We start from the raw sequence: 20,855 nt of genomic DNA, 5'->3' as shown, positions 1-20,855 counted from the left end.
GAAAATGACGGAAAGTTCCGGAAACGTGGGATAAAAGATGCAAATGCATGTTTATACTGGATGCAGCAGTTAGTTGAGGCTTCAACCGAGGAAGCTTCAGCAGCAAGAACAGTGAACGCTTACCGCTCAAGGAGAAACATCATGGCATTGCCCACCAACGTCACCCCCGGCACCTGGACCCTCGACAACTCACACAGCGAGATCGCATTCACCGTCCGTCACGCAGGCATCAGCAAGGTCCGTGGGCAGTTCAAGGATGCTGCAGCCTCGCTGGATCTGGCGGAGAATGTAGCGGACTCGAAGATCGAGGCGATCATCCAGACTGCGAGCTTCGACTCCGGCGACGTGAACCGCGACGGCCACGTCCGGGGCGAAGACTTCTTCGACGTCGAGAAGTTCCCCGAGATCTCCTTCGTGTCCAACGGCCTCGTCCCGGCCGGTGACGGCTACGAACTCCAGGGCGACCTCACGATCAAGGGCGTGACCCGTCCGGTATCCCTCGAGACCGAGTTCAACGGCGTGGCTGTTGACCCCTTCGGCAACACCCGCGCCGGTGTCTCCGCTGAAGCCATCATCAGCCGCAAGGACTTCGGCCTGACCTGGAACGCCGTCCTGGAAGCCGGCGGAGTTCTGGTGAGCGACAAGGTTGCCATCAATCTTGAGCTGGCCTTCATTGCGCCCGCCGCGTAGCGCCTGCCGTTAGGGCAACCCGCCAGATCAGGCACGGCCCGTCAGGCCAAGCCCGCCTGACGGTCTTCGAACGCAACAGCCCCGCCCGTGGTCCCGGTTCATCAGCCTCCACGAAGCGGGGCTTTTGCATCCCTGAAGCAATGCCGGGCGAATCCCGCCAACCCCCGATCTACAGTGAGAGCCATGAGCAACCCGAACGCGCCGCATCCGCACGAACCATGCGGCGCACCACCTTCCGGGAACCACTCCCAACGGCGCCGTTCCGGCAGGTTCCCGTTCAAAATTCCAGCAGATCGTCCCCGCAGTTTCTATGAGGCCATGCCCCAGGGCGGGTTGGCCGAAATGTTCAGCGTGGCAGGACTGCCGATGGAGCTAAGAATCTCGTATTGCGTCTGGCTGGCCGCCGGACTGCTGGGGCTGCTGGGCGGCGTCATCGGGCTGTTCGGCGCGTTGGTGCTCTTTGCGTTCCTGCCCGCGGTTGCCATCCTGGTGCTGCTGCTCGTGCTTTTTGGTGCCGCGCTATCCAGCGTCCAGATTGTTCTGGCAATAACACTGAAGGAAGGCCGGGAGTGGGCCCGGCTCGCCCTGACCGCCGTCGCCGGGGTTTCTCTGCTTCTCACTATCATCAGCCTCAGTTTCACCGACGGACGTGGCGGCAGCGGTTTCAGTTTCCTGGCAAGCCTGACCGCGACCGTGCTGATGTGGTCTCCCGGCTCACGGCGGTGGTTCGCAGCAGCGCGTGTACGGGCCTGACTCCCGGCACAGCGTCCGCGAATACCGCTTCCGGAATAAGCCTCGCCGCGCCTGCCGAGGGGTACGGTGGAAGTAAACCATGCTGGGGGCAGGGCAAACGTCTGAAACCCGGCGGCCGGTCCCTACGTCACAACGCAAAGGAACGCTCATGAGCACTCCTCCAGTCCCGCCTCGCAACCCCAATGATCCGGAATCCGGCCGCCACGATGCCAATGAACCGGGACGGGAAGGCGGGGGGCAGCCGCAGTACGGCCAGAACGCTCCCCAGTATGGGCAGAACGCTCCCCAGTATGGGCAGAATATCCCGCCTGCGCCGCAATACGGCCAGCAGGGCCAGAACCCCCCGCAGTACGGCCAGAACGCCCCGCAGTCCGGTCAGCCGCAGTACGGCCAGAACGCCCCGCAGTACGGCCAAGAGCCCTCCTCCGGCCAGAACCCGCCGCAATATGGACAACCACAGTACGGCCAGTCCCCCTACGGCCAGTCACCGTACGCGCAGTCTCCATACGGGCAGCAGTACCCTTCGGAGCAGGCCAAGGGCGGCCCCGCCGGTGTCCCCCAATCTGTTAACAAGGCGTTCTGGATGATCATCGCGGCCGGTGCCCTGACGCTCCTGTCCACGCTGTTGGGCATTGGGACCCTCGACGATCCCGCCACACGCCAAATGTTTGAAGACCAGATTCAGGGCAGCGGCCAGAACATTGCCTTTGAAGACATCAAGGGCCTCCTCGTCGGCACGATCGTCGTCTTTGCGCTCATCATTGCCGGGCTGTATGCCCTGGTGGCGTTCAACGTCCGCAAGGGTAAGAACTGGGCCCGGATCCTGGGTACGGTATTCGCGGCGCTTTCTATTTTCTCCGTGTTGCCGCTCGGCCTTAACACCGTCGCTGTCATCCTGGGCATCGCGGCGATCGTGATGCTCTACATGCCTGCGGCCTCACCGTACTTCCAGAAGCCGCAGCCCTTTGCCAACCCGTATGGGGGCGGCCCGTTCGGCCGCTAACCGCTCAGGCTGCCAGGCCGTTCACGTCACTTGTGGCCCCTCACTCCATTACGGAGTCGGGGGCCACAACTGTACGTTCGCGCTGAGTGGAGGGCCTACTCCGGCTGGTCCGGGGTCTGGGCCCGCTGCGCGTGGTACGCGAGGATCTGCAGCTCGGTTGCCATGTCCACCTTCCGGAGGTTCACGCCTTCCGGAACCTGCAGCATCACCGGCGCGAAGCTGAGAATGCTGTGGACTCCGGCCGCCACAACCCGGTCACAGACGCTCTGGGCCACAGCCGCGGGCAAAGCGAGCACCACCATATTGGCCCCCGTCCGCTCCAGCACGGTTTCCAGATCGGCCACATCGCTCACGCGGAGCCACCCGACTTCGTTGCCCACCACCATCTGGTCGGCATCGAAAATGGCTACGACGTCGAAACCGCGGGACTCAAACCCGCCGTACCTGGCCAGTGCCTTGCCCAGGTTGCCGGCACCAACGATGGCGACCTTCCAGTCGTGAGTCAGACCGAGCGCGGCGGCGATGTGCCGGCTCAGATACTGCACCTCGTAGCCGACGCCGCGGGTGCCATAGGAACCGACGTGGGAGAGATCCTTGCGGAGGGTCGAGGAGCTGACGCCGGAGGCCTCGGCCAGGGACTCGGAGGAGACGCGTTCGATGCCCTCAGCGAGCAGGGAGTTTAGGGCGCGCAAGTAAATGGTGAGGCGGGCCACAGCCGCGGGCGGAATCTGCTTTCCGGCAGTTCCGGTGTCCTCAGGCACTGCCTGGGGAGGTGAGTCGAGCGAAGTCACTAATTGCTCCATTGCGTCGCGTTGTGAGTCCACTCTAAATCCCCATCACTTATGTCAACAAAGCCGGTGCCACTGCGCCGAAACGACGGAAACGGCCGTTAGCGCGCCATCGCCTGACGAAGAACCCGTTCCAGCCGGGCCTCGTCGATCTTCCAGAAATCCCGCTGGATTCCGTCCACCAGCACCACCGGAAGCTCCTCGGCGTAGCGCTCACGGAGAGATTCGTCGCTGTCCACCGACTGTTCCCTCCACCCCAGTCCCAACCCGGCCGTAACGCGCCCGACGGCCTCGCGCGCCGCAGCGCAGAGGTGACAGTCAGCTTTGGTGAGGAGAACGACGTCGGGAATTGCCATGGCTCAACCGTAGCGCCGTTCCCGTCGGGGAGCGATGCCGGCGGCGCCAGGCGCCGGATGACGCCGGCATCACTGTTGCGGGACGGTGGAATGCTCCACGTTGACTAGACTCAATGGCATGCCTGAGGAGAAGTATGTCGCTGTGGTTGAGCGGTCAACTGCAACGCAGAAACCGCCTGCTGCAGCGCAGCAGCAGGGCGAGGCAGCGTTTTTCGACGTCGACAACACCCTCATGAGGGGTGCCAGCATTTTCCATGTCGCGCGGAAGATGCACCAGCGGGGAGCCTTCACTCTCCCCCAGGCCGCCGGCATGGCCTGGAAGCAGTTGAAGTTTGTGCTCCGGGGCGAAAACGTGAACGACGTCCACTCGGTGCGGGACTCCGCACTGACCCTCGCCTGCGGCATCACGGAGGAAGACGTGAAGGTGCTCGGCGAGGAAGTGTACGACGAGATGATCGCCTCCCGGATCTGGCCGGGCACGAAGGCCCTGGCCCAGCAGCATCTGCGCGTAGGCCGGAAGGTCTGGCTCGTGACCGCTACCCCGATCGAGGTAGCCACGGTGATCTCCACACGGCTGGGGCTCACGGGAGCGCTGGGCACGGTGGGCGAAATCAGTGAGGGCCTGTACACCGGACGGCTCGTCGGCGACATCCTCCACGGCCCGGCCAAAGCCGTCGCCGTCCAGGCCATCGCGGACAACGAAGGCCTGGACCTCAAGCGGTGCTGGGCCTACAGCGACTCGTACAACGACATCCCGCTGCTGACCCTCGTCGGCCATCCCGTGGCGATTAACCCCGACGCCCGGCTGCGCAAACACGCCCGCGCACACAACTGGCCCGTCTACGACTTCCGTTCAGGCCGCCGTGCCGCCACCCTCGGCCTTAAGGCAGCAACAGCAGGCGGCGCAGTCTACGGCCTCTGGAAGGGCTACGCCCGCATCCGCGGCCCCCGGGTGTGAGGCGCTCTTTTCCCTTCGACACGCAAATGCCCCCTCGATAGGGGAATTTCGGCTGCGTCAGGCATATGCGCGTCATGAGGCGGTATGGTCTGCGCGGCAGGGAACGCAAAAATGCCCGCACCCTCGAAAGGGAGCGGGCATTGACGCGTAGAAGGTACTTCTACTTCTTATTGCGGCGCTGGTGGCGGGTCTTGCGAAGCAACTTGCGGTGCTTCTTCTTGGCCATACGCTTGCGACGCTTCTTAATAACTGAACCCACGAAAGTTCCTTACAAACTAGATGCAGTACCTGTCTGATGGAGAAGGTCCGTGGACTGAGCAACAGACTGACAACTGACAGATTCTTACAATGACGTAAAACGTTCCTTAACAGGGTACCGCTTTATCCGGGCCCCTACTGACCGCCACCACTCCCGGAACCTGCAGCGGCCCCCAAGGCGGCTGCAGCAGTCCCGACAATCGGCGCGGAAACCTGGGCTCCCGAATTCACGCGGTACCCGTCTGACCGTCGACGACGGCACCCTTGAGGTACTGTTCGACGGCGGCCTCAGGAACGCGGTATGAACGGCCAAACCGGACAGCCGGCATTTCGCCGGAATGAACCAGTCGGTACACGGTCATTTTGGAAACGCGCATGACCTGAGCCACTTCGGCCACGGTCAGGAACTTGGCGTTCGAGAAGTTCGACTCTGCGGACATTTCCCATATTCCTTTGCTCTCAGCAACTATGCGGCATCCCCCGTTTGTGCGGTGCGCCGATGCTGAGCCATCGAACAACCGTGTCCTAGTTACTCTAGATGCTCACGTGGCCATTGTGAAAGCCCGCCGCTTCCGCGAAGAGGCGGCCAGCTGATCCAGAACCGACACCGTCACATCCCACTCCATGCAGGCGTCAGTCACACTCTGGCCGTAGACCAATTGGGACCGGCCGGCGGCGTGTTCGGCCACGTCCAGGTTCTGGGCCCCGCCCACCAGGAAGCTCTCCAGCATCACACCCGCGATGGCACCGGCGGACGCCCCCGCACCCTCCAGCTGGGCACCAATCTCCAGCGCTACTTCTGCCTGCCGGTGGTGGCTCTTGCCGCTGTTGGCGTGGCTGGCGTCCACGATGAGCCGCGGGTTCAGGTTCTTTCCGGCCAGCTTGGCAGAGGCGGCTTCGACATCGGCGGCAGAGTAGTTCGGCCCCTTGCGTCCGCCGCGGAGGATGGCATGGGTGTCCGGGTTGCCGGCGGTGGAGACCAGCGAGGCCCGTCCGTCGCCGTCAATGCCCAGGAAAGCCTGGGCGGCCGCGGCGGCGCTGCAGGCGTCGACGGCAGCCTGGAGGTCGCCGTCGGTTCCGTTCTTGAAGCCGATCGGCATCGAGAGTCCGGAGGCGAGCTGGCGGTGGATCTGGCTTTCCGTGGTGCGTGCGCCGATGGCACCCCAGGACACGAGGTCTGCCATGTACTGCGGGCTGATTGGCTCAAGGAACTCGGTGGCCGCGGGCAGTCCCAGCGCCGTGACCTGCTGCAGGAAGCGGCGCGCCTCCCGCAGGCCGGCGGCAATGTCGTGCGTGCCGTCCAGCCGCGGATCATTGATCAGGCCCTTCCAGCCCACGGTCGTGCGCGGCTTTTCGAAGTATGCCCGCATGACGATCAGCAGGTCTTCCTTGTGCTTTTCGGCCTGGCTGACGAGGCGGCGTGCGTATTCGAGGCCGGCCTTCGGATCGTGGATGGAGCACGGGCCAACGATCACGAGCAGGCGGTCATCGACGCCGTCCATGACCGCCCGGACTTCGTCCCGTCCGCGTTCGACGACGTCCGCCGCTCGGCCGTCCAGCGGCAGTTCGGTGATCATTTCCTGGGGGGTGGGTAATGCCCTGAGCCCGCTGACGCGCAGGTTGGAGGTGGACTGCCGCGATGGGGACGGCGACTCTGCCGGCCGCACGTCTGCAGGGACGTTCGACGCCGGCTGCTGGGTTTCGGTGATTGCTGCGCTCATGTGCTGGGTCCTGTTCCGGGTACGGAGCGGGCCCAGTTCAGAACCCGCCGGAGAAATGGCGAAGGGCAGAGAATGATCTCTGCCCTGTTGGCTCTGAAGGTAGTTGGATGCGTGTCAGTTAGACGCGGGCCCCTCCAGAGCCAACGAAAAATACGCATACCAACGGTTAGTCATAGGCACACCCTAACCTCAGCCTTGTTCGGTCCGCAAACCGGCACATGCGCGAACGGACACTTGGGGCCCCGCCGCCAGGGCCCCAAGTGTCCGTTCGCGCTGGCCCCTCGCTGGGCAGGAGCACGTCAATCGAGTATCTTGCGCAGGAACAGCAGTTGCCGGATCCAGTGGTGCTCCTGGCCGCCTTCGTGGTTGTTGAACCTGTAGACCTCGATGCCCTTCGACACCCGGTCCGGAGCCGACGTCCCGTAGGCGTTGAAGCTGGCAAAGATGGTCGACGGCGGGCAGACGTCATCCATCTGGGCCACGGAGTAGAGCGCCGGCACCGCGGCGGAGCGGGCCAGGTTGACGCCGTCGAAATAGTTGAGAACCGCAAGCATCGGCTCATACCGCTCCCGGTGTCTGCCCAAAAACGCTGCAATTTCGGGGTACGGCCCCCGGGGTGCGATGTCAATGGCACGTGGAAAATCCTGAAGGAACGGGACATCGGGCAGGGCGGCGATGATGCCGTCGAGCCTTCCTGCCGCCAGCCCGGCAACCGCGATGGTGATTCCGCCGCCCTGGCTGACGCCCGCCACGATGATCCGGGACGCGTCGACGGCGGGATGGCTCTGCACGGCTTCGACGGCGCGGAACGCGTCCATGTAGACGCGGCGGTAATAGTAGTCTTCCCGGCTGCCCGCTCCGCGGGTCATCAGCCCCGCATAGGCCACCTCACCGGCGGAAGGATGCGGATCCGGGGTCTCGCCCACCGAACCGGAATAACCCTGGCCCCTCGTGTCCATGATGAAGTGCGCATAGCCCGCCTGCGCCCATCGGGTGTCCTGGTTGGCCAGGCCCCTGCCGCCCGAATAACCGGCGTACTGCACGACGGCCGGCAGCGGCGTACCGGGTTCCCTGTTCGCCGGAAGGTGCAGCCAGCCTTTGACGGGCGAGCCGCCGTAGCCGGCGAACGTGACGTCAAAGGTGTCGATGACGCTGAGATAGTTCTCCGCCGGTTCGAAAACCACGGCGAGCGGAAAAGCGCGGGTGTCACTGACGGTACGGTCCCAGAAGACCTCGAAGTCATCCGGAGGTGCGACGGCGGAGGTGTACGTCCGCAGTTCCTCGAGCGGCAGATCGAAGAGGGGCATGGCTTCCGTTTCATTGGCGGGACAAAGGAGTCGGCTACACCATAGCTGCCTGATAGACCTTCAGCTGCTGGGAACCGCGGGCGGCTGCCCGTAGTTCATGCAGCCCGCCGTTGATGGTACCGGCGGCCCTGGCCTGGACCAGGACGTTGCCTAGGGCTGTTGCCTCGACAGGCCCGGCGATGACCGGTTTGCCCGTGGCTTCGGCGGTGAGTTGGCACAGGAGTTTGTTCTGCGAGCCGCCTCCGACGATGTGGACCACGTTGACGGCAACGCCGGCGAGGCGTTCGGCATCGGCGATGGTGCGCGCATAACCGGCAGCCAGGCTGTCGAGGATACAACGGACCGTGGCCGCGGGTTGGTCCGGCAGGATCGCTCCGGTGGCCTGGACTGCTGCCCGGATGCGTTCAGGCATGTTGTCCGGGGCGATGAAGCATGGGTCATCGGCGTTGATCTGCGGACCGCCCCGCGGGAGGGCGGCTGCGGCGTCAAGCAATGCCCCGAGCTCCGGCTTATATCCTTGGGCGGCCCAGGTCCGCTGGCATTCACTGAACAGCCAGAGCCCGCCGACATTGCGCAAATACCGGATGGTACCGTCTACTCCGCGTTCATTGGTGAAGTTCGCCGCACGGCTGGCCTCGGTCAGCACCGGATGCTGCAGCTCGACTCCCACCAGGGACCAGGTGCCGGAGGAGATGTAGGCGAAGCTGTCCGTATCCGCAGGGACGGCAGCGATCGCGGAGGCAGTGTCGTGCGAGCCGACCGCGACCACCTTTGTCTCCACCGGCAGACCGGTGCGCTGCGCAATGCCCGGCAGCAGTGTGCCGACCGTTTCACCGGGCTGAATCAGGGGCGGGAACAGGTCCTGGGACAGTCCCAGCGCGGCGAAGAATCCGATGGCCCACTCCCCCGCGACGGCGTCGAACAGCCCGGTGGTGGAGGCGTTGGTGGCCTCCGTGTAGCGCTCCCCGGTAAGAAGGAAGGCGATCAGGTCCGGGATCAGCAGGGCTTGAAGGCCCTCGAGGTTCTGTTCTGTCGCCAACTGGTAAATGGTATTGAACTGCAGGAACTGCAGCCCGGTGGTGGCGTAGAGCCGTGCCGGGTCCAGTTTGTCGTGCACGCCCGCGACGGCGGCGCGGCTGCGTTCGTCGCGGTAGCTAAACGGTTGAGCGGTCAGTTCACCGGGGGCGTTGACCAGTCCATAGTCCACTGCCCAGGTGTCGATGCCGATGCTGGTAATCGCCTCGCCCGCTGCGTCCGCCGTAGCTGCCGCTGCGGCAAGGCCGTTGAGCACCTCGGCGAAGAGAGCGTCGAAGTCCCAGCGGAGGCCTCCGTCGGAGTGCACCACGCCGTTGCGGAAACGGTGGACCGTCTCCATATTGACCCTGCCCGTGCCGCCGATCCGTCCGAGGATGACGCGTCCCGAGGAGGCGCCGATGTCGACGGCGACGAATACGCCGCCGTCGACACCTGCTTGTGGACGGGGTGCTGCTGCGCTGCTCACCGCAGGAACGCCGCCGCGACGCCGGCGTCAACGGGGATGTGCAGGCCGGTGGTGTGCGAGAGTTCGTTGCTGGTGAGCACGGCAGCGGCGTTGGCGACGTGTTCGGGCAGGACTTCGCGCTTGAGCAGGGTGCGCTGGGCGTAGTACTTGCCCAGTTCCTGCTCGTCCACGCCGTAGACGGCGGCGCGCTTGGCGCCCCAGCCGCCGGCGAAGATACCGGATCCGCGGACCACGCCGTCGGGGTTGATGCCGTTGACGCGGATGCCGTACTCGCCCAGTTCCGCGGCGAGGAGGCGGACCTGGTGGGCCTGGTCGGCTTTGGTGGCGGAGTAGGCGATGTTGTTCGGGCCGGCAAAGACGGAGTTTTTGGAGGAGATGTAGATGATGTCTCCGCCCAGGCCCTGGTCGATCATGACCTTCGCGGCGGCCTTGGCCACCAGGAACGATCCCTTGGCCATGACGTTGTGCTGCAGGTCCCAGTCCTTCTCGGTGGTTTCCAGCAGCGGCTTGGAGATGGACAGGCCAGCGTTGTTGACCACCAGGTCCACGCCGCCGAACGCCAGCACCGCTTCGCTGATTGCGGCGGCCACCTGGGCTTCGTTGGTGACGTCGGCCTGCACGCCGACGGCGACGTCGGGACCGCCAAGCTCCTCGGCGACCTTTTCGGCGTTTTCGAGGTTCAGGTCGGCGATGACCACGCAGGCGCCTTCGGCGGCGAGGCGGGTCGCGATGGCCTTACCGATCCCCGAAGCCGCGCCGGTCACGAGCGCGACGCGGGTGGCGTGGGACTTGGGCTTGGGCATGCGGGCGAGCTTGGCTTCCTCCAGGGCCCAGTATTCGATCCGGAACTTTTCGGATTCCTCGATCGGGGCGTAAGTGGAAATCGCCTCGGCGCCGCGCATGACGTTGATGGCGTTGATGTAAAACTCGCCCGCCACGCGGGCGGTCTGCTTGTTGGCGCCGAACGAGAACATGCCCACGCCCGGGACCAGGACAATGGCCGGGTCGGCACCGCGCAGCGCCGGGCTGCTCTCATCCGCATGGCGGTCGTAGTACGCCTTGTAGTCCTTCCGGTATTCGGCGTGGAGTTCCTTCAACCGGGCCACGGAGTCCTCGATGGAGGCATCCGCGGGCAGGTCCAGAATGAGGGGCTTGACCTTAGTGCGCAGGAAGTGGTCCGGGCAGGAGGTACCCAGTGCCCCTAGACGCGGATGCTCGGCAGACTCGAGGAATTCCAGCACGGCGGTGTCGTCGCTGAAGTGGCCCAGGACCGGCTTATCCGTGGACGCCAGGCCGCGGATCACGGGCGCCAGCGCGGCGGCCTTGGCACGCCGCTCGCCCTCCGGCAGCGGCGCGTAGCCCGGGAGCTTCGGACCCAACGGCTCGTTCCTGCCGTTGGCGGCGATGTACTTCTCGGCCTGGTCGATGATCCACAGCGAGTTCGCTTCCGCTTCCTCGGACGTGGCGCCCCAGGCGGTGATGCCGTGCCCGCCGAGAATGGTGCCGACGGCCTGCGGGTTGGCGTCCTTGATCGCCGCGATGTCCAGGCCCAGCTGGAACCCGGGACGGCGCCACGGCACCCAGACCACCTTGTCGCCGAAGATCTTGGCGGTGAGCGCCTCGCCGTCCGCTGCGGTGGCGATCGCGATGCCGGAGTCCGGATGCAGGTGGTCAACATGGGCGGCGTCCACCAGACCGTGCATGGCGGTATCGATCGACGGCGCCGCGCCGCCCTTGCCATGCAGGCAGTAATCGAGGGCCGCGACCATCTCGTCCTCGCGCTCCACGCCCGGGTAGACGTTCTTCAGCGCCTGCAGCCGGTCAAGGCGCAGCACCGCCAGGTTCCCGGCTTTTAGCGTCCCGAGGTCCCCGCCGGAACCCTTCACCCAGAGGAGGTCAACATCTTTACCGGTAACAGGGTCCTTCCCGGTGCCCTTTGCGGAGGTGTTGCCGCCGGCGAAGTTCGTGTTCCGCTTGTCCTCGCCCAGGCGATTGGAACGGGCGATCAGGTCCTGCGCCGTCTTATTGGCGGCGGTGTTGTTGGTTGCTGTGTTCTGCATGTTCATGCCCTTTACGCGCCCCATCCGGCCTGGTGACCGCCCACGCGGTCCTCGTTGATCTGTTTCTGGTAGCCGCTGGCCTTGTAGGCTGCCAGCGGGTCCGCGGGCAGGCCGCGGGATTCACGCCACTCTGCCAGCGCGGGCCGGACATCTGTGTAGAAGGCGTCGTTGAAAATGCCGTTCGCTGCCAGAACGTCGCCGGTGCGCTGGGCTTCGGCCAGGGCTGCGGTGTCCACGAGCAGGGCGCGGGCAGTCATCTCCTGGACGTTCAGCACCGAGCGGATCTGCGCCGGGATCTTCTCCTCCAGGTTGTGGCACTGGTCCAGCATGAGCGCCACGCCTGACTCTTTACCGGAGGACTTGCCAAAGCCGCCGCCGCGGATGACTTCGTGCATGATGCGGAACAGCTGGAACGGGTCCGCGGCCCCCACGATCAGGTCATCATCCGCGTAGAAGCGCGAATTGAAGTCGAAAGAGCCGAGCTTGCCGAGGCGCAGCAGCTGCATCACGATGAACTCGATGTTGGTGCCCGGCGCGTGGTGGCCGGTGTCCAGGCAGACAAAGGCCTTCTCGCCCAGGGCCAGGGTCTGCGCGTAGGACGTGCCCCAGTCCGGAACGTCCGTGTGATAGAACGCCGGCTCGAAGAATTTGTACTCCAGCACCAGGCGCTGGTCCTCGCCCAGGCGCGCGTAGATCTCCTGCAGGGACTCGGCCAGCCGGTCCTGGCGTCCGCGCATGTCGTCCTGGCCCGGATAGTTGGTACCGTCCGCGAGCCAGATTTTCAGATCCCTGGATCCGGTCTGGTGCATGATGTCGATGCACTCAAAGTGATGGTCTACCGCCCGGCGCCGCACGCTCTCATTAGAAGAGGTCAGCGAGCCAAACTTGTACTCATCGTCCTGGAAGGTGTTCGAGTTGATCGTGCCCAAGCCGACACCCAGGCCGGCCGCGTACTCCTTCAGCGCAGCGTAATCGTCAACCTTGTCCCACGGGATGTGCAGCGCCACCGTTGGCGCCAGGCCCGTAAGCTCATGGACCTTAGCCGCGTCCGCCAGCTTTTCCTGGACAGTGCGGGGGGTCCCGGGCGTGCCAAACACCCTAAACCTGGTGCCCGAATTGCCGTAAGCCCACGAGGGAACCTCAATGGCCAGCTCCGAAAGCCGGCTCAGCGCCGATGCTGTGTTGTTCATGATTTTTCTTTCGTCAGAGTTTCACGGTCTCAGAGTTTGGCGGTGTCAGAGCTTGCCGGTGACAGTGTCGGCAGCGTTTGGTGCTTTGTCTCTGTTGCCGCGGCCAGCTGCTCGCCGAGGTTGAAGACCTCGTCGAGGACCCGGAAGCCTTCGTCAGGGGGAACCTCACTGTTGTGGAAGAGCGCGCCCATTTCCGCCTGCCAGCGGGTGTTGACGCCCGTGAGAGCCATCCGGGCCCGCACGGCGTCAAAATCGTCGCATTCGAGGTAGCCGATCAAAAGTCCGTCGTTGTCCAGGTACAGCGAGTAGTTGTTCCAGCCGGCTTCCTTCAGGGCAGCGAGCATTTCCGGCCAGACCGCGGCGTGGCGCCGAATGTACTCCTCCAGCAACTCGGGCTGGACGGAGGACCGGAAGCAAACTCTCATTTCGAGCTCCTGCGTAGGTGGGCGGAAAATGCATGGAAGGAGATTGAATCGTTTCATTGCTACGATTCAAAGTACTCTGGAGTTCGGAAGGGTGTCAAGCTTTGCACCCGAGCAAACGATCTTTCGGAGGACCAGCACATGTCCCGGCCAACCAGCATCAAGGACGTCGCCAACCACGCACAGGTCGCAGTAGGAACGGTATCCAACGTCCTCAACAACCCCGACCGAGTCTCAGAACGCACGAGAAACAGGGTGCTGAAGGCCATCGATGAACTCGGCTTCATCCGCAACGATGCAGCACGGCAGCTGCGGGCCGGGCACAGCCGCACCATCGGCGTCGTAGTTCTAGATGTCGGCAACCCGTTCTTCACCGCCCTGGTCCGGGCCGCCGAGGACGCCGCGGCGGTGAACGGCAGCGCGGTCCTGCTCGGCGACAGCGGCCACGATGCAACCCGTGAATCGCACTACATCGACCTGTTCCAGGAACAGCGCGTCCAGGGGTTGCTCCTGTCCCCTGTGGGAGATGTGGCAGACAGGCTGGAGGCACTGCGGCAACGCGGCATCCCCACTGTCCTGGTGGACCGCCTCGCTGATGAAAACCGCTTCAGCTCTGTGTCGGTAGATGATGACGCCGGCGGCTACCTCGCCGCCCGCCACCTCCTCGACCTGGGGCGCCGGAAGCTCGCTTTCGTGGGCGGGCCGCTCTCCATCAGCCAGGTCCAGGACCGCCTCGCCGGCGCCCGCCGCGCTGTCGCCGAAGTACAGGGGGCGGCACTGGAAGTTCTCGACTCGGGTGGCCAGTCGGTCCTTGCTGGACGCGCAGCGGGAAACAGCGTGGTGGCGCGGCGCACCGGCGACATGCCGGACGCCATCTTCTGCGCCAATGACCTCCTGGCGCTGGGCGTCATGCAATCGCTAACCATGTTGAATAACGTGCGGATCCCCAACGATATTGCCCTGATCGGCTACGACGACATCGACTTTGCCGTATCGGCCGTCGTACCACTCTCCTCCATCAGACAGCCCACCGAGACTATCGGCAGAACAGCCATTGAACTGCTGTCGGAGGAACTGGACGCGCAGCATCCGCGCCACCGAGCGGTTGTGTTTGAGCCGGAATTGGTCGTCAGGCAAAGTACCGCAGGCAGTGCCGCGCCGTCCCCGGCAATGGACCGCGGACTGGCTCGCAAATAGCCTGCCTCGATAAACGTTCGTGGCCAGGCAGGCATATGCGGTAGCCACTGGCTGAGGAGCAGCGGGCATCTTTTATTGCGGATTTCATTGCGGAGTCATTCGGAGCGGTAGCCCGCCGCCATGGCACATCCAGCCCATGACCGGCCCCAAGGGAGACGAGGCCAGGCGCGCAGCAGGGGCCTGTGGCGTCGAGGCAACAGCCTCAGGAAAGCCCAACAAAGCCCTCAGGCAGACAACCCTCCTCCCCGAGTTTGGCGGATGACCATGCTCACAGCAGCACCGCGTGAAAGGTGTCCCGCCTGCTCCCTTATGCGGTTTTTGATGGATGCGTTGACGTAATGTACGTCACCGCATACGATTGATGAATCGATTCAAAAGACCGGGCCTCTTGGGCTTCTTCCACCGGGTTTTCCACCAAAAAGTCACGATCATGGAGAACCAGTCGGAGTGGAACGTTTCCGGTTCCTTGCCAATGATGACGAAGGAAATCAGCGAATGAACATCAAATCCTCCGGGGATAACCTCCCCGACCTCGAAGCCAGCATCGGCCGGAGGGACCCGAAAAAGGCCGCAATGAGCGGCTGGATCGGAAGTGCTCTTGAGTACTACGACTTCGCGTTGTACTCGCTGGCCGCGGCACTTATCTTCCCCTCCATCTTCTTCCCGTCCGAGAACTCGACCGTCGCGATCATCGCCTCGCTCGCGACCTACGCGGTGGGCTATGTCTCTCGTCCGATCGGCGCTGTCGTCCTGGGCGCTTACGGCGACAGACATGGCCGCAAGCAGGTGCTCGTCTTCGCGATGCTGCTGATGGGTTTCGCGACCTTCGCGGTCGGACTCTTGCCCACGTACGGACAGGTCGGCATCCTCGCGCCCGTCCTTTTGGTAATCCTCCGCCTGATCCAGGGGTTCGCGGTCGCAGGCGAGCTCGGCGGTGCCAGCGCGATGATTGTGGAGCACTCTCCCGATGCCAGGCGCGGCTTCTTCGCGAGCTTCAGCCTTCAGGGCACGCAGGTCGGCTCAATCCTGGCCACCGCTGTCCTGCTCCCGCTCTCCGCCCTGCTCCCGAAGGACCAATTCGAGACCTGGGGCTGGCGCATCCCCTTCCTGCTCAGCGCCTTCGTGATCCTTGCCGGATACATCATTCGGCGTCGGGTGCAGGAGCCCCCGGCGTACCTGGCACAGGCCGAAAAAGGCAAGGCGAAGCGGCGGTTCCCGCTCATCGACCTCCTGCGCACCCACCCCTGGGGCCTGGTCCGGTGCGTCATCATGACATTCACCAACGTGATAGGCATGGCAACCCTCATCTTCGGCGTCTCCTACGCCACGCAAAAGGGCTACGGCATCGGCTACTCAAGCAGCGAGTTCCTCTGGGTAACCCTCGTGGCTAATTTGACTGCGGTAGTGACGATCCCGGTATTCGGCGCGCTCTCCGACAGGATCGGCCGCCGGGCTCTTATGGTGGCTGGCGGAATCGGCGGCGGCCTGCTGGCGGGCGGATACCTGTGGGCGATCGACCAGAGAAGCCTGGTTCTGGTCTTCGTGTGCGTCGTGGTCGTGCAGGGGATCTTCTTCCAGATGTGGAACGCGACATTCGCCACGTTCTTCCAGGAGCAGTTCCCTATGCGGATCCGAGTAACTGGATTCGCCGTGTCACAGAACGTCGGCCTCATGATCGCGTCGTTCTTCCCGAGCATCTTCACGGCAATCGCTCCCCCCGGATCGACGAACGTGCCGATGGTCATCGGGCTGACCACGTTCAGCATTTGCCTGGTCGCGGCGCTCGCTACCTTCCTGTCTCCCGACACTAAAGGCAAGTCGCTCGAGGACCTCGAAGGGCACAAGGCTGATTCGCAGCCACTTAAGAATGCACACGCGTGAGCTCAGCCCTCATCCGCCTTCAGCGAGGCACGGCAACGACGGAACAAGAGTCTGGAAGCAGTAATGACTGAAACGAAGAAAGAGCCACAGGCAGTGTGGGCAGTCAAGCACAGCCCGCTACTGCGGGCGCCGGAGAGGTTCATCTCCCGGGTGGAGCTCCAGAGAATGGTCCACCTCTTGACGGATAATCTGGTCAATATCACGGACGAGACAGGAGCGTTCCTCCTTCGCCTCGACGACGGCCGAGTGATTGATACTAAAGGCTGGGCCGGCTGGGAGTGGACTCACGGCGTCGGCCTGTACGGGATGTGGCAGTACTACGACCAGACCGGTGAAACGACGGTGCGGGACATCATTGACTCCTGGTTCACTGCACGGCTGGCCGAGGGCACCACGAAAAACGTCAACACAATGGCACCGTTCCTGACACTTGCCTGCCGGTACGAGGAGACGGGCGACCGCGCGCTCCTGCCGTGGCTCGACTCTTGGGGCGAGTGGGCTATGCGTGAGATGCCGCGGACACCTCACGGCGGCATGCAGCACATCACGTTGGCCGAGGAGAACCATCACCAGCTGTGGGACGACACCCTCATGATGACCGTCCTGCCGTTGACCAAGATCGGCCTGCTGCTAGGCCGGCCGCAGTATGTCAGCGAGGCAACCTTCCAGTTCCTCACCCATGTGGCGTACCTCATGGACCGGGAGACAGGGCTGTGGTTCCATGGCTGGTCGTTTGACGGCAACCACAACTTTGCTAAGGCCCGCTGGGCCCGTGGGAACTCGTGGCTGACCATGGTGATCCCAGACTTCCTGGAACTGGTGGACCTGCCCGAGTCCGACCCGGTGCGCCGGTTTCTGATTGAGGTCCTTGACGCCCAGGTCGCGGCCCTTGCTGAATTGCAGGATGCCTCAGGAATGTGGCACACGCTTCTGGATGACCCTTCCTCGTACCTTGAAGCGTCGGCGACTGCCGGATTCGCCTATGGAATCCTCAAGGCAGTGCGCAAAGGCTACCTCGACCGCAAGTACGCTGCCGTGGCGGAGAAGGCAATCAGGGCTGTCATCTCAAATATCTCGGCAGACGGCGAGCTGCAGCAAGTATCGTTCGGCACCGGTATGGGTTCTGACCTGGACTTTTATCGCGACATCCCGCGCACGTCGATGCCTTACGGTCAGGCGATGGCAATCCTGTGCCTCGCTGAGTATTTGCGGACCTACTACTGAGTCGCCGCCGGGCGGCCAACGCCTGGATACGGCTCCTTGAGTGACCGTCCGCTGGGACGGCAAGACAACGATTTAGCTATGGAGGGAAACTGATGGTTCTCGATTCGTTCCGACTGGACGGGAAAATTGCCCTGGTGACGGGTTCATCCCGTGGCCTGGGGCAGGGCGCTGCAGTGGCGCTGGCGGAGGCCGGAGCCGACGTTGCACTGCTGAACCGGGCCGGGGCCGAGGAAACAGCCGAGAAAGTCCACGCCCTCGGACGCAAGGTCCATGTGATTGAGCAGGACCTGGGGTTGGCAACCCCTCAGGAGCTGGACGAGTCTGTCCAGTCTGTGGTGGAGGCGCTGGGGCGGATCGACATATTGGTGAATAATGCCGGGATAATTCGGCGGGCACCGCTGCTGGAGCACCCCTCCTCGGACTGGGACGACGTGCTGGCGACCAACCTGGACGCTGTGTTCCACCTGTCGCAGGCCGCTGCAAAGCGCTACGTGGCCCAAGGCGGGGGAAAGATCATCAACGTCGCCTCGATGTTGTCTTTCCAGGGCGGCATCCTGGTGCCCGGGTACGCTGCCAGCAAGCATGCGGTGGCGGGACTCACAAAGTCGTTTGCGAATGAGCTGGCTGCCCATGGAGTGAACGTCAACGCGATCGCCCCGGGATACATGGCCACTGACAACACTGAGGCAATCCGTTCAGATGAGGCGCGCCAGAAGGCGATTCTGGACCGCATCCCCGCGGCACGGTGGGGAACTCCTGCCGACTTGCAGGGTTCGTTCGTATTTCTCGCCTCGCCCGCATCCGACTACGTAAACGGCGCGATCATTCCGGTCGACGGCGGCTGGCTCGTACGCTGACCGCCGCTACAGAGACATCACCCCTATAACTTGGAGAAATCAATATGCAACAGCGCTACGCAACCAGCCCGGACCAGCTCCCGACGTTTGACACAAAAGAGCTGCGAGAGAGGTTCCTGGTCGAGGATCTGTTCGTCCCCGGCGAGGTGAATGTCGTCTATACGCACCACGACCGGATTGTTCTCGGCGGCGCCGTTCCCGCGGGCAAACAGCTTCCACTGCCGGCATTCGACGAACTACGCGCGGAGTATTTCCTGGCCAACCGCGAGGTCGGGATCATCAACATAGGTGGCACCGGTACGGTCACCGCGGACGGCGAGACCTACACTCTGCCCAACGGGGCGTGCCTCTACATCGGCCGCGGCACCCGGAACATCATCTTCTCCGATGCCCCTGCCGCCGAGGAAACCGGAGGGGCACAGTTCTACCTGTTTAGCGCCCCTGCGCACACTACCTACGAAACCCAGCTGGTGCTCAAAGGGGAAGGCACGGTGCGCGAGCTGGGTGATCAACTCACCAGCAACCGGCGGACCCTGAATCAGTACATTCATGAGAAGGGGGTGCAGTCCTGCCAGATCGTCATGGGCGTGACCGAGCTGCACCCAGGATCAATGTGGAACACTATGCCGGCCCACCTTCACGACCGCCGCACTGAATGCTACCTGTACTTCGGCGTGCCGGACGACGCCCGGGTTATCCACCTGATGGGGCAGCCGGCTGAGACACGCCACCTTGTGGTCGCCGACCGGCAGGCGGTCATTTCACCGTCCTGGTCGTTGCACTCCGGCGTCGGCACCGCCTCCTACTCCTTCGTCTGGGCTATGGCCGGGGAGAACCAGTCCTTTGACGACATGGACCCCGCTCCCGTCACCTCGCTGCGCTGAACCATCCGAAGGAACCCGATGAGCGACACACTCTCCACCCTCTGCGCATCGCGCCTCGTACCCGTCGTCGTGCTCGACGAGGCTGCCCATGCCAAGCCTCTGGCCGCAGCCCTTGTGGCTGGGAATCTTCCCGTCGCGGAGGTGACCTTCCGGACCGCCGCGGCCGTTGAGGCCATCCGTATCATGGCTGATCACGGGGACATGCTCGTGGGAGCGGGTACGGTGCTGACCGGCCAGCAGGTCGACCAGGCGGTCAACGCTGGCGCTTCCTACATCGTTTCACCCGGCCTGAGCCGGGCCGTGGTGGAGCGGTGCCAGGAGCACGGCGTGCCCGTGCTGCCTGGGGCCGTGACCGCCACCGAAATCCAGGCGGCGCTGGAGTTGGGTTTGAGCACAGTCAAGTTTTTCCCGGCGGGCACATCCGGCGGCGCCGCGGCGATCTCCGCGCTCGCCGCGCCGTTTGGCGGTGTTCGCTTCGTCCCCACGGGTGGCATCGGCCCTAAGAACCTTCATGAGTACCTCGCGATTCCCGCTGTGGTGGCAGTGGGAGGCTCGTGGATGGTGTCCAAGGATCTGTTACGAGCCGGTGACTTTGCGCAGATCACCAGACTCGCCGCGGAGGCCGTGGCTGCGGCTAGACAGGGCGCATCCGCCTGACAGCCGGGGTCCGCCTTGGCGGGCGCCGGCCCAGCACAACGCCACAATTCCCTCCGGGGACCGTTCCCTACCTTGAGGAGCCACCATGTTAGTCAGACGAGTCAGTGCCCCGACGGGGACCGAAGCCAGGGCAATGAAGGGGTCAGCATGAACACCACACTCGGCGCTGGACAGAGCCAGACCACCGACGTTGTCACCTTCGGGGAGACCATGGCCTTGTTCAAAGCCGACACGCCGGGCCCCCTGTCACACGTCCCCGGTTTGAGTTTGGGAATCGGAGGGGCAGAGAGCAACGTGGCCGTGGCTCTGCAGCGCCTCGGCACTTCCGTCACCTGGCTTGGACGCGTCGGGGCCGATAGCCTGGGAGATCTGGTCGTACGCGAACTGAGGGCAGAAGGGATTACCGTCGCCCCTATTCGCGATTCTGCTGCGCCCACTGGTTTGATGGTCAAAGAACGCCGCACCGCCGACGCCGTCAAGGTCTGGTACTACCGCTCAGCCAGTGCGGGGTCCCGTCTGCACCCAGACGATATCCCCTCAGACCTCATAGCGCGCTCACGACTGCTCCACGTCACAGGGATAACCCCCGCACTCTCAAGCTCGGCGGCCGACGCGACACGGCAAGCCATCGACTGTGCCAGGGCCGCCGGGGTACTGGTGTCGTTCGATCTCAACTACCGTGCGGCACTGTGGTCCGAAGAGGACGCAGGGCATCTATTCCGGCAGATCATCGCCAAAGCAGACATCGTCTTCGCCGGCGACGACGAAGCCGCGATCGCTGTCGGGCCTGCTCCCGAACCTCGGGAACTGGCCCGACGCATCGCCGCGCTTGGGCCCACCCAAGTCATTCTCAAACGCGGCGCGCAGGGGTGCCTGGCACTGATCGACGGCAAGGAATACTCCAGGGAAGCGGTGCCCGTACGCGTGGTGGACACGGTCGGGGCCGGAGACGCTTTCGTCGGCGGCTACCTCTCCGAGATGCTCCGTGAATCGGAGATCGACGATCGGCTCCTGACCGCTACCCAGGTCGGCGCCTTCGCTTGCCTGGTCCCAGGTGACTGGGAAGGGATGCCGCGCAGAGCAGAACTGCACCTGCTGGACCCCAGCGATCCAGTCTCCCGTTAAAAACATCCGCATCCTCGTCCTGA

At 64.0% G+C, this 20,855-nt stretch carries 21 protein-coding genes; 11 read left to right on the top strand and 10 right to left on the bottom strand.

The window, feature by feature from the left end; translation table 11 throughout:
• Positions 1 to 141 precede the first annotated feature (141 nt).
• From M1E01_RS03895 to M1E01_RS03885, 3 genes are all read left to right on the top strand, one after another.
• Positions 142 to 690: a YceI family protein gene (locus M1E01_RS03895; protein WP_457973794.1), complete on the top strand. Its 549-nt coding sequence runs from the start codon at positions 142 to 144 to the stop codon at positions 688 to 690.
• A 183-nt stretch (positions 691 to 873) separates the two neighbouring features.
• Complete coding sequence (locus M1E01_RS03890; RefSeq protein WP_457973793.1) at positions 874 to 1,443, top strand: hypothetical protein; 570 nt, start codon at positions 874 to 876, stop codon at positions 1,441 to 1,443.
• 148 nt (positions 1,444 to 1,591) lie between these two features.
• Positions 1,592 to 2,446, top strand: a complete 855-nt coding sequence (locus M1E01_RS03885) for a hypothetical protein (protein WP_457973792.1) — start codon at positions 1,592 to 1,594, stop codon at positions 2,444 to 2,446.
• A gap of 95 nt (positions 2,447 to 2,541) precedes the next feature.
• On the opposite strand, the gene M1E01_RS03880 is transcribed toward M1E01_RS03885, so the two are convergent.
• Both M1E01_RS03880 and M1E01_RS03875 read right to left on the bottom strand, forming a co-directional pair.
• The gene (locus M1E01_RS03880) at positions 2,542 to 3,237 is read right to left on the bottom strand and encodes a redox-sensing transcriptional repressor Rex (protein ID WP_457973791.1); all 696 of its coding nucleotides are present in this window, start codon (positions 3,235 to 3,237) and stop codon (positions 2,542 to 2,544) included.
• Positions 3,238 to 3,335: 98 nt separating this feature from the next.
• A complete protein-coding gene (locus M1E01_RS03875) occupies positions 3,336 to 3,590 on the bottom strand; it encodes a glutaredoxin family protein (protein ID WP_457973790.1) in 255 nt (84 codons plus the stop codon).
• A 118-nt stretch (positions 3,591 to 3,708) separates the two neighbouring features.
• Here M1E01_RS03875 and M1E01_RS03870 point away from each other — a divergent pair, with 118 nt between their 5' ends.
• Entirely contained in the window at positions 3,709 to 4,548 is an 840-nt protein-coding gene (locus M1E01_RS03870) for an HAD family hydrolase (protein WP_457973789.1), read from the top strand.
• A gap of 160 nt (positions 4,549 to 4,708) precedes the next feature.
• Here the strand turns inward: M1E01_RS03870 and M1E01_RS03865 are convergent, their stop codons facing one another.
• The 8 genes from M1E01_RS03865 to M1E01_RS03830 form a co-directional block, all read right to left on the bottom strand.
• Positions 4,709 to 4,807 (bottom strand): 30S ribosomal protein bS22, encoded by a 99-nt coding sequence (locus M1E01_RS03865; RefSeq protein ID WP_003792170.1) that lies wholly within the window; start codon positions 4,805 to 4,807, stop codon positions 4,709 to 4,711.
• A 226-nt stretch (positions 4,808 to 5,033) separates the two neighbouring features.
• Positions 5,034 to 5,246: a helix-turn-helix domain-containing protein gene (locus M1E01_RS03860; RefSeq protein WP_457973788.1), complete on the bottom strand. Its 213-nt coding sequence runs from the start codon at positions 5,244 to 5,246 to the stop codon at positions 5,034 to 5,036.
• Between the two features lie 102 nt (positions 5,247 to 5,348).
• A complete protein-coding gene (locus M1E01_RS03855; RefSeq protein ID WP_457973787.1) occupies positions 5,349 to 6,527 on the bottom strand; it encodes a 3-deoxy-7-phosphoheptulonate synthase in 1,179 nt (392 codons plus the stop codon).
• Positions 6,528 to 6,826: 299 nt separating this feature from the next.
• Positions 6,827 to 7,834, bottom strand: coding sequence for an acetylxylan esterase (locus M1E01_RS03850; RefSeq protein ID WP_457973786.1), 1,008 nt, complete (start codon positions 7,832 to 7,834; stop codon positions 6,827 to 6,829).
• Between the two features lie 34 nt (positions 7,835 to 7,868).
• Positions 7,869 to 9,335, bottom strand: a complete 1,467-nt coding sequence (locus M1E01_RS03845; protein WP_457973785.1) for a rhamnulokinase — start codon at positions 9,333 to 9,335, stop codon at positions 7,869 to 7,871.
• The gene (locus tag M1E01_RS03840) at positions 9,332 to 11,401 is read right to left on the bottom strand and encodes a bifunctional aldolase/short-chain dehydrogenase (RefSeq protein WP_457973784.1); all 2,070 of its coding nucleotides are present in this window, start codon (positions 11,399 to 11,401) and stop codon (positions 9,332 to 9,334) included. The genes M1E01_RS03845 and M1E01_RS03840 overlap by 4 nt, the downstream gene beginning before the upstream one ends.
• Before the next feature lie 5 nt (positions 11,402 to 11,406).
• The gene (rhaI, locus tag M1E01_RS03835) at positions 11,407 to 12,585 is read right to left on the bottom strand and encodes an L-rhamnose isomerase (protein WP_457973783.1); all 1,179 of its coding nucleotides are present in this window, start codon (positions 12,583 to 12,585) and stop codon (positions 11,407 to 11,409) included.
• Positions 12,586 to 12,614: 29 nt separating this feature from the next.
• A complete protein-coding gene (locus tag M1E01_RS03830; protein WP_457973781.1) occupies positions 12,615 to 13,010 on the bottom strand; it encodes an L-rhamnose mutarotase in 396 nt (131 codons plus the stop codon).
• Between the two features lie 138 nt (positions 13,011 to 13,148).
• Here M1E01_RS03830 and M1E01_RS03825 point away from each other — a divergent pair, with 138 nt between their 5' ends.
• The 7 genes from M1E01_RS03825 to M1E01_RS03795 all read left to right on the top strand — a co-directional run bounded on the left by M1E01_RS03825 (position 13,149) and on the right by M1E01_RS03795 (position 20,832).
• Entirely contained in the window at positions 13,149 to 14,204 is a 1,056-nt protein-coding gene (locus tag M1E01_RS03825) for a LacI family DNA-binding transcriptional regulator (RefSeq protein WP_457973780.1), read from the top strand.
• 495 nt (positions 14,205 to 14,699) lie between these two features.
• Complete coding sequence (locus tag M1E01_RS03820) at positions 14,700 to 16,085, top strand: MFS transporter (RefSeq protein ID WP_309076494.1); 1,386 nt, start codon at positions 14,700 to 14,702, stop codon at positions 16,083 to 16,085.
• Positions 16,086 to 16,148: 63 nt separating this feature from the next.
• Positions 16,149 to 17,309, top strand: coding sequence for a beta-galactosidase BglB (bglB, locus tag M1E01_RS03815; RefSeq protein ID WP_457973779.1), 1,161 nt, complete (start codon positions 16,149 to 16,151; stop codon positions 17,307 to 17,309).
• A 92-nt stretch (positions 17,310 to 17,401) separates the two neighbouring features.
• Positions 17,402 to 18,166, top strand: a complete 765-nt coding sequence (gene kduD / locus M1E01_RS03810; RefSeq protein WP_457973778.1) for a 2-dehydro-3-deoxy-D-gluconate 5-dehydrogenase KduD — start codon at positions 17,402 to 17,404, stop codon at positions 18,164 to 18,166.
• Between the two features lie 44 nt (positions 18,167 to 18,210).
• Positions 18,211 to 19,050: a 5-dehydro-4-deoxy-D-glucuronate isomerase gene (gene kduI, locus M1E01_RS03805; RefSeq protein ID WP_457973777.1), complete on the top strand. Its 840-nt coding sequence runs from the start codon at positions 18,211 to 18,213 to the stop codon at positions 19,048 to 19,050.
• 18 nt (positions 19,051 to 19,068) lie between these two features.
• Positions 19,069 to 19,707, top strand: a complete 639-nt coding sequence (gene eda / locus M1E01_RS03800) for a bifunctional 4-hydroxy-2-oxoglutarate aldolase/2-dehydro-3-deoxy-phosphogluconate aldolase (protein ID WP_457973776.1) — start codon at positions 19,069 to 19,071, stop codon at positions 19,705 to 19,707.
• Positions 19,708 to 19,854: 147 nt separating this feature from the next.
• Positions 19,855 to 20,832, top strand: a complete 978-nt coding sequence (locus tag M1E01_RS03795) for a sugar kinase (protein WP_457973775.1) — start codon at positions 19,855 to 19,857, stop codon at positions 20,830 to 20,832.
• The last annotated feature ends 23 nt before the right edge of the window (positions 20,833 to 20,855 follow it).

The organism is Arthrobacter sp. D1-17 (assembly GCF_054130535.1).
This window is presented reverse-complemented; position numbering and strand designations above follow the sequence as displayed.

Excerpts from the sequence above, each read along its gene's own strand:
- M1E01_RS03895 (WP_457973794.1), top strand. The coding sequence starts at position 142 with ATGGCATTGCCCACCAACGTCACCCCCGGCACCTGGACCCTCGACAAC.
- M1E01_RS03890 (WP_457973793.1), top strand. The coding sequence starts at position 874 with ATGAGCAACCCGAACGCGCCGCATCCGCACGAACCATGCGGCGCACCA.
- M1E01_RS03885 (WP_457973792.1), top strand. The coding sequence starts at position 1,592 with ATGAGCACTCCTCCAGTCCCGCCTCGCAACCCCAATGATCCGGAATCC.
- M1E01_RS03875 (WP_457973790.1), bottom strand. The coding sequence starts at position 3,590 with ATGGCAATTCCCGACGTCGTTCTCCTCACCAAAGCTGACTGTCACCTC.
- M1E01_RS03870 (WP_457973789.1), top strand. The coding sequence starts at position 3,709 with ATGCCTGAGGAGAAGTATGTCGCTGTGGTTGAGCGGTCAACTGCAACG.
- M1E01_RS03860 (WP_457973788.1), bottom strand. The coding sequence starts at position 5,246 with ATGTCCGCAGAGTCGAACTTCTCGAACGCCAAGTTCCTGACCGTGGCC.
- M1E01_RS03855 (WP_457973787.1), bottom strand. The coding sequence starts at position 6,527 with ATGAGCGCAGCAATCACCGAAACCCAGCAGCCGGCGTCGAACGTCCCT.
- M1E01_RS03850 (WP_457973786.1), bottom strand. The coding sequence starts at position 7,834 with ATGCCCCTCTTCGATCTGCCGCTCGAGGAACTGCGGACGTACACCTCC.
- M1E01_RS03840 (WP_457973784.1), bottom strand. The coding sequence starts at position 11,401 with ATGAACATGCAGAACACAGCAACCAACAACACCGCCGCCAATAAGACG.
- rhaI (WP_457973783.1), bottom strand. The coding sequence starts at position 12,585 with ATGAACAACACAGCATCGGCGCTGAGCCGGCTTTCGGAGCTGGCCATT.
- M1E01_RS03830 (WP_457973781.1), bottom strand. The coding sequence starts at position 13,010 with ATGAGAGTTTGCTTCCGGTCCTCCGTCCAGCCCGAGTTGCTGGAGGAG.
- M1E01_RS03825 (WP_457973780.1), top strand. The coding sequence starts at position 13,149 with ATGTCCCGGCCAACCAGCATCAAGGACGTCGCCAACCACGCACAGGTC.
- M1E01_RS03820 (WP_309076494.1), top strand. The coding sequence starts at position 14,700 with ATGAACATCAAATCCTCCGGGGATAACCTCCCCGACCTCGAAGCCAGC.
- bglB (WP_457973779.1), top strand. The coding sequence starts at position 16,149 with ATGACTGAAACGAAGAAAGAGCCACAGGCAGTGTGGGCAGTCAAGCAC.
- kduD (WP_457973778.1), top strand. The coding sequence starts at position 17,402 with ATGGTTCTCGATTCGTTCCGACTGGACGGGAAAATTGCCCTGGTGACG.
- kduI (WP_457973777.1), top strand. The coding sequence starts at position 18,211 with ATGCAACAGCGCTACGCAACCAGCCCGGACCAGCTCCCGACGTTTGAC.
- eda (WP_457973776.1), top strand. The coding sequence starts at position 19,069 with ATGAGCGACACACTCTCCACCCTCTGCGCATCGCGCCTCGTACCCGTC.
- M1E01_RS03795 (WP_457973775.1), top strand. The coding sequence starts at position 19,855 with ATGAACACCACACTCGGCGCTGGACAGAGCCAGACCACCGACGTTGTC.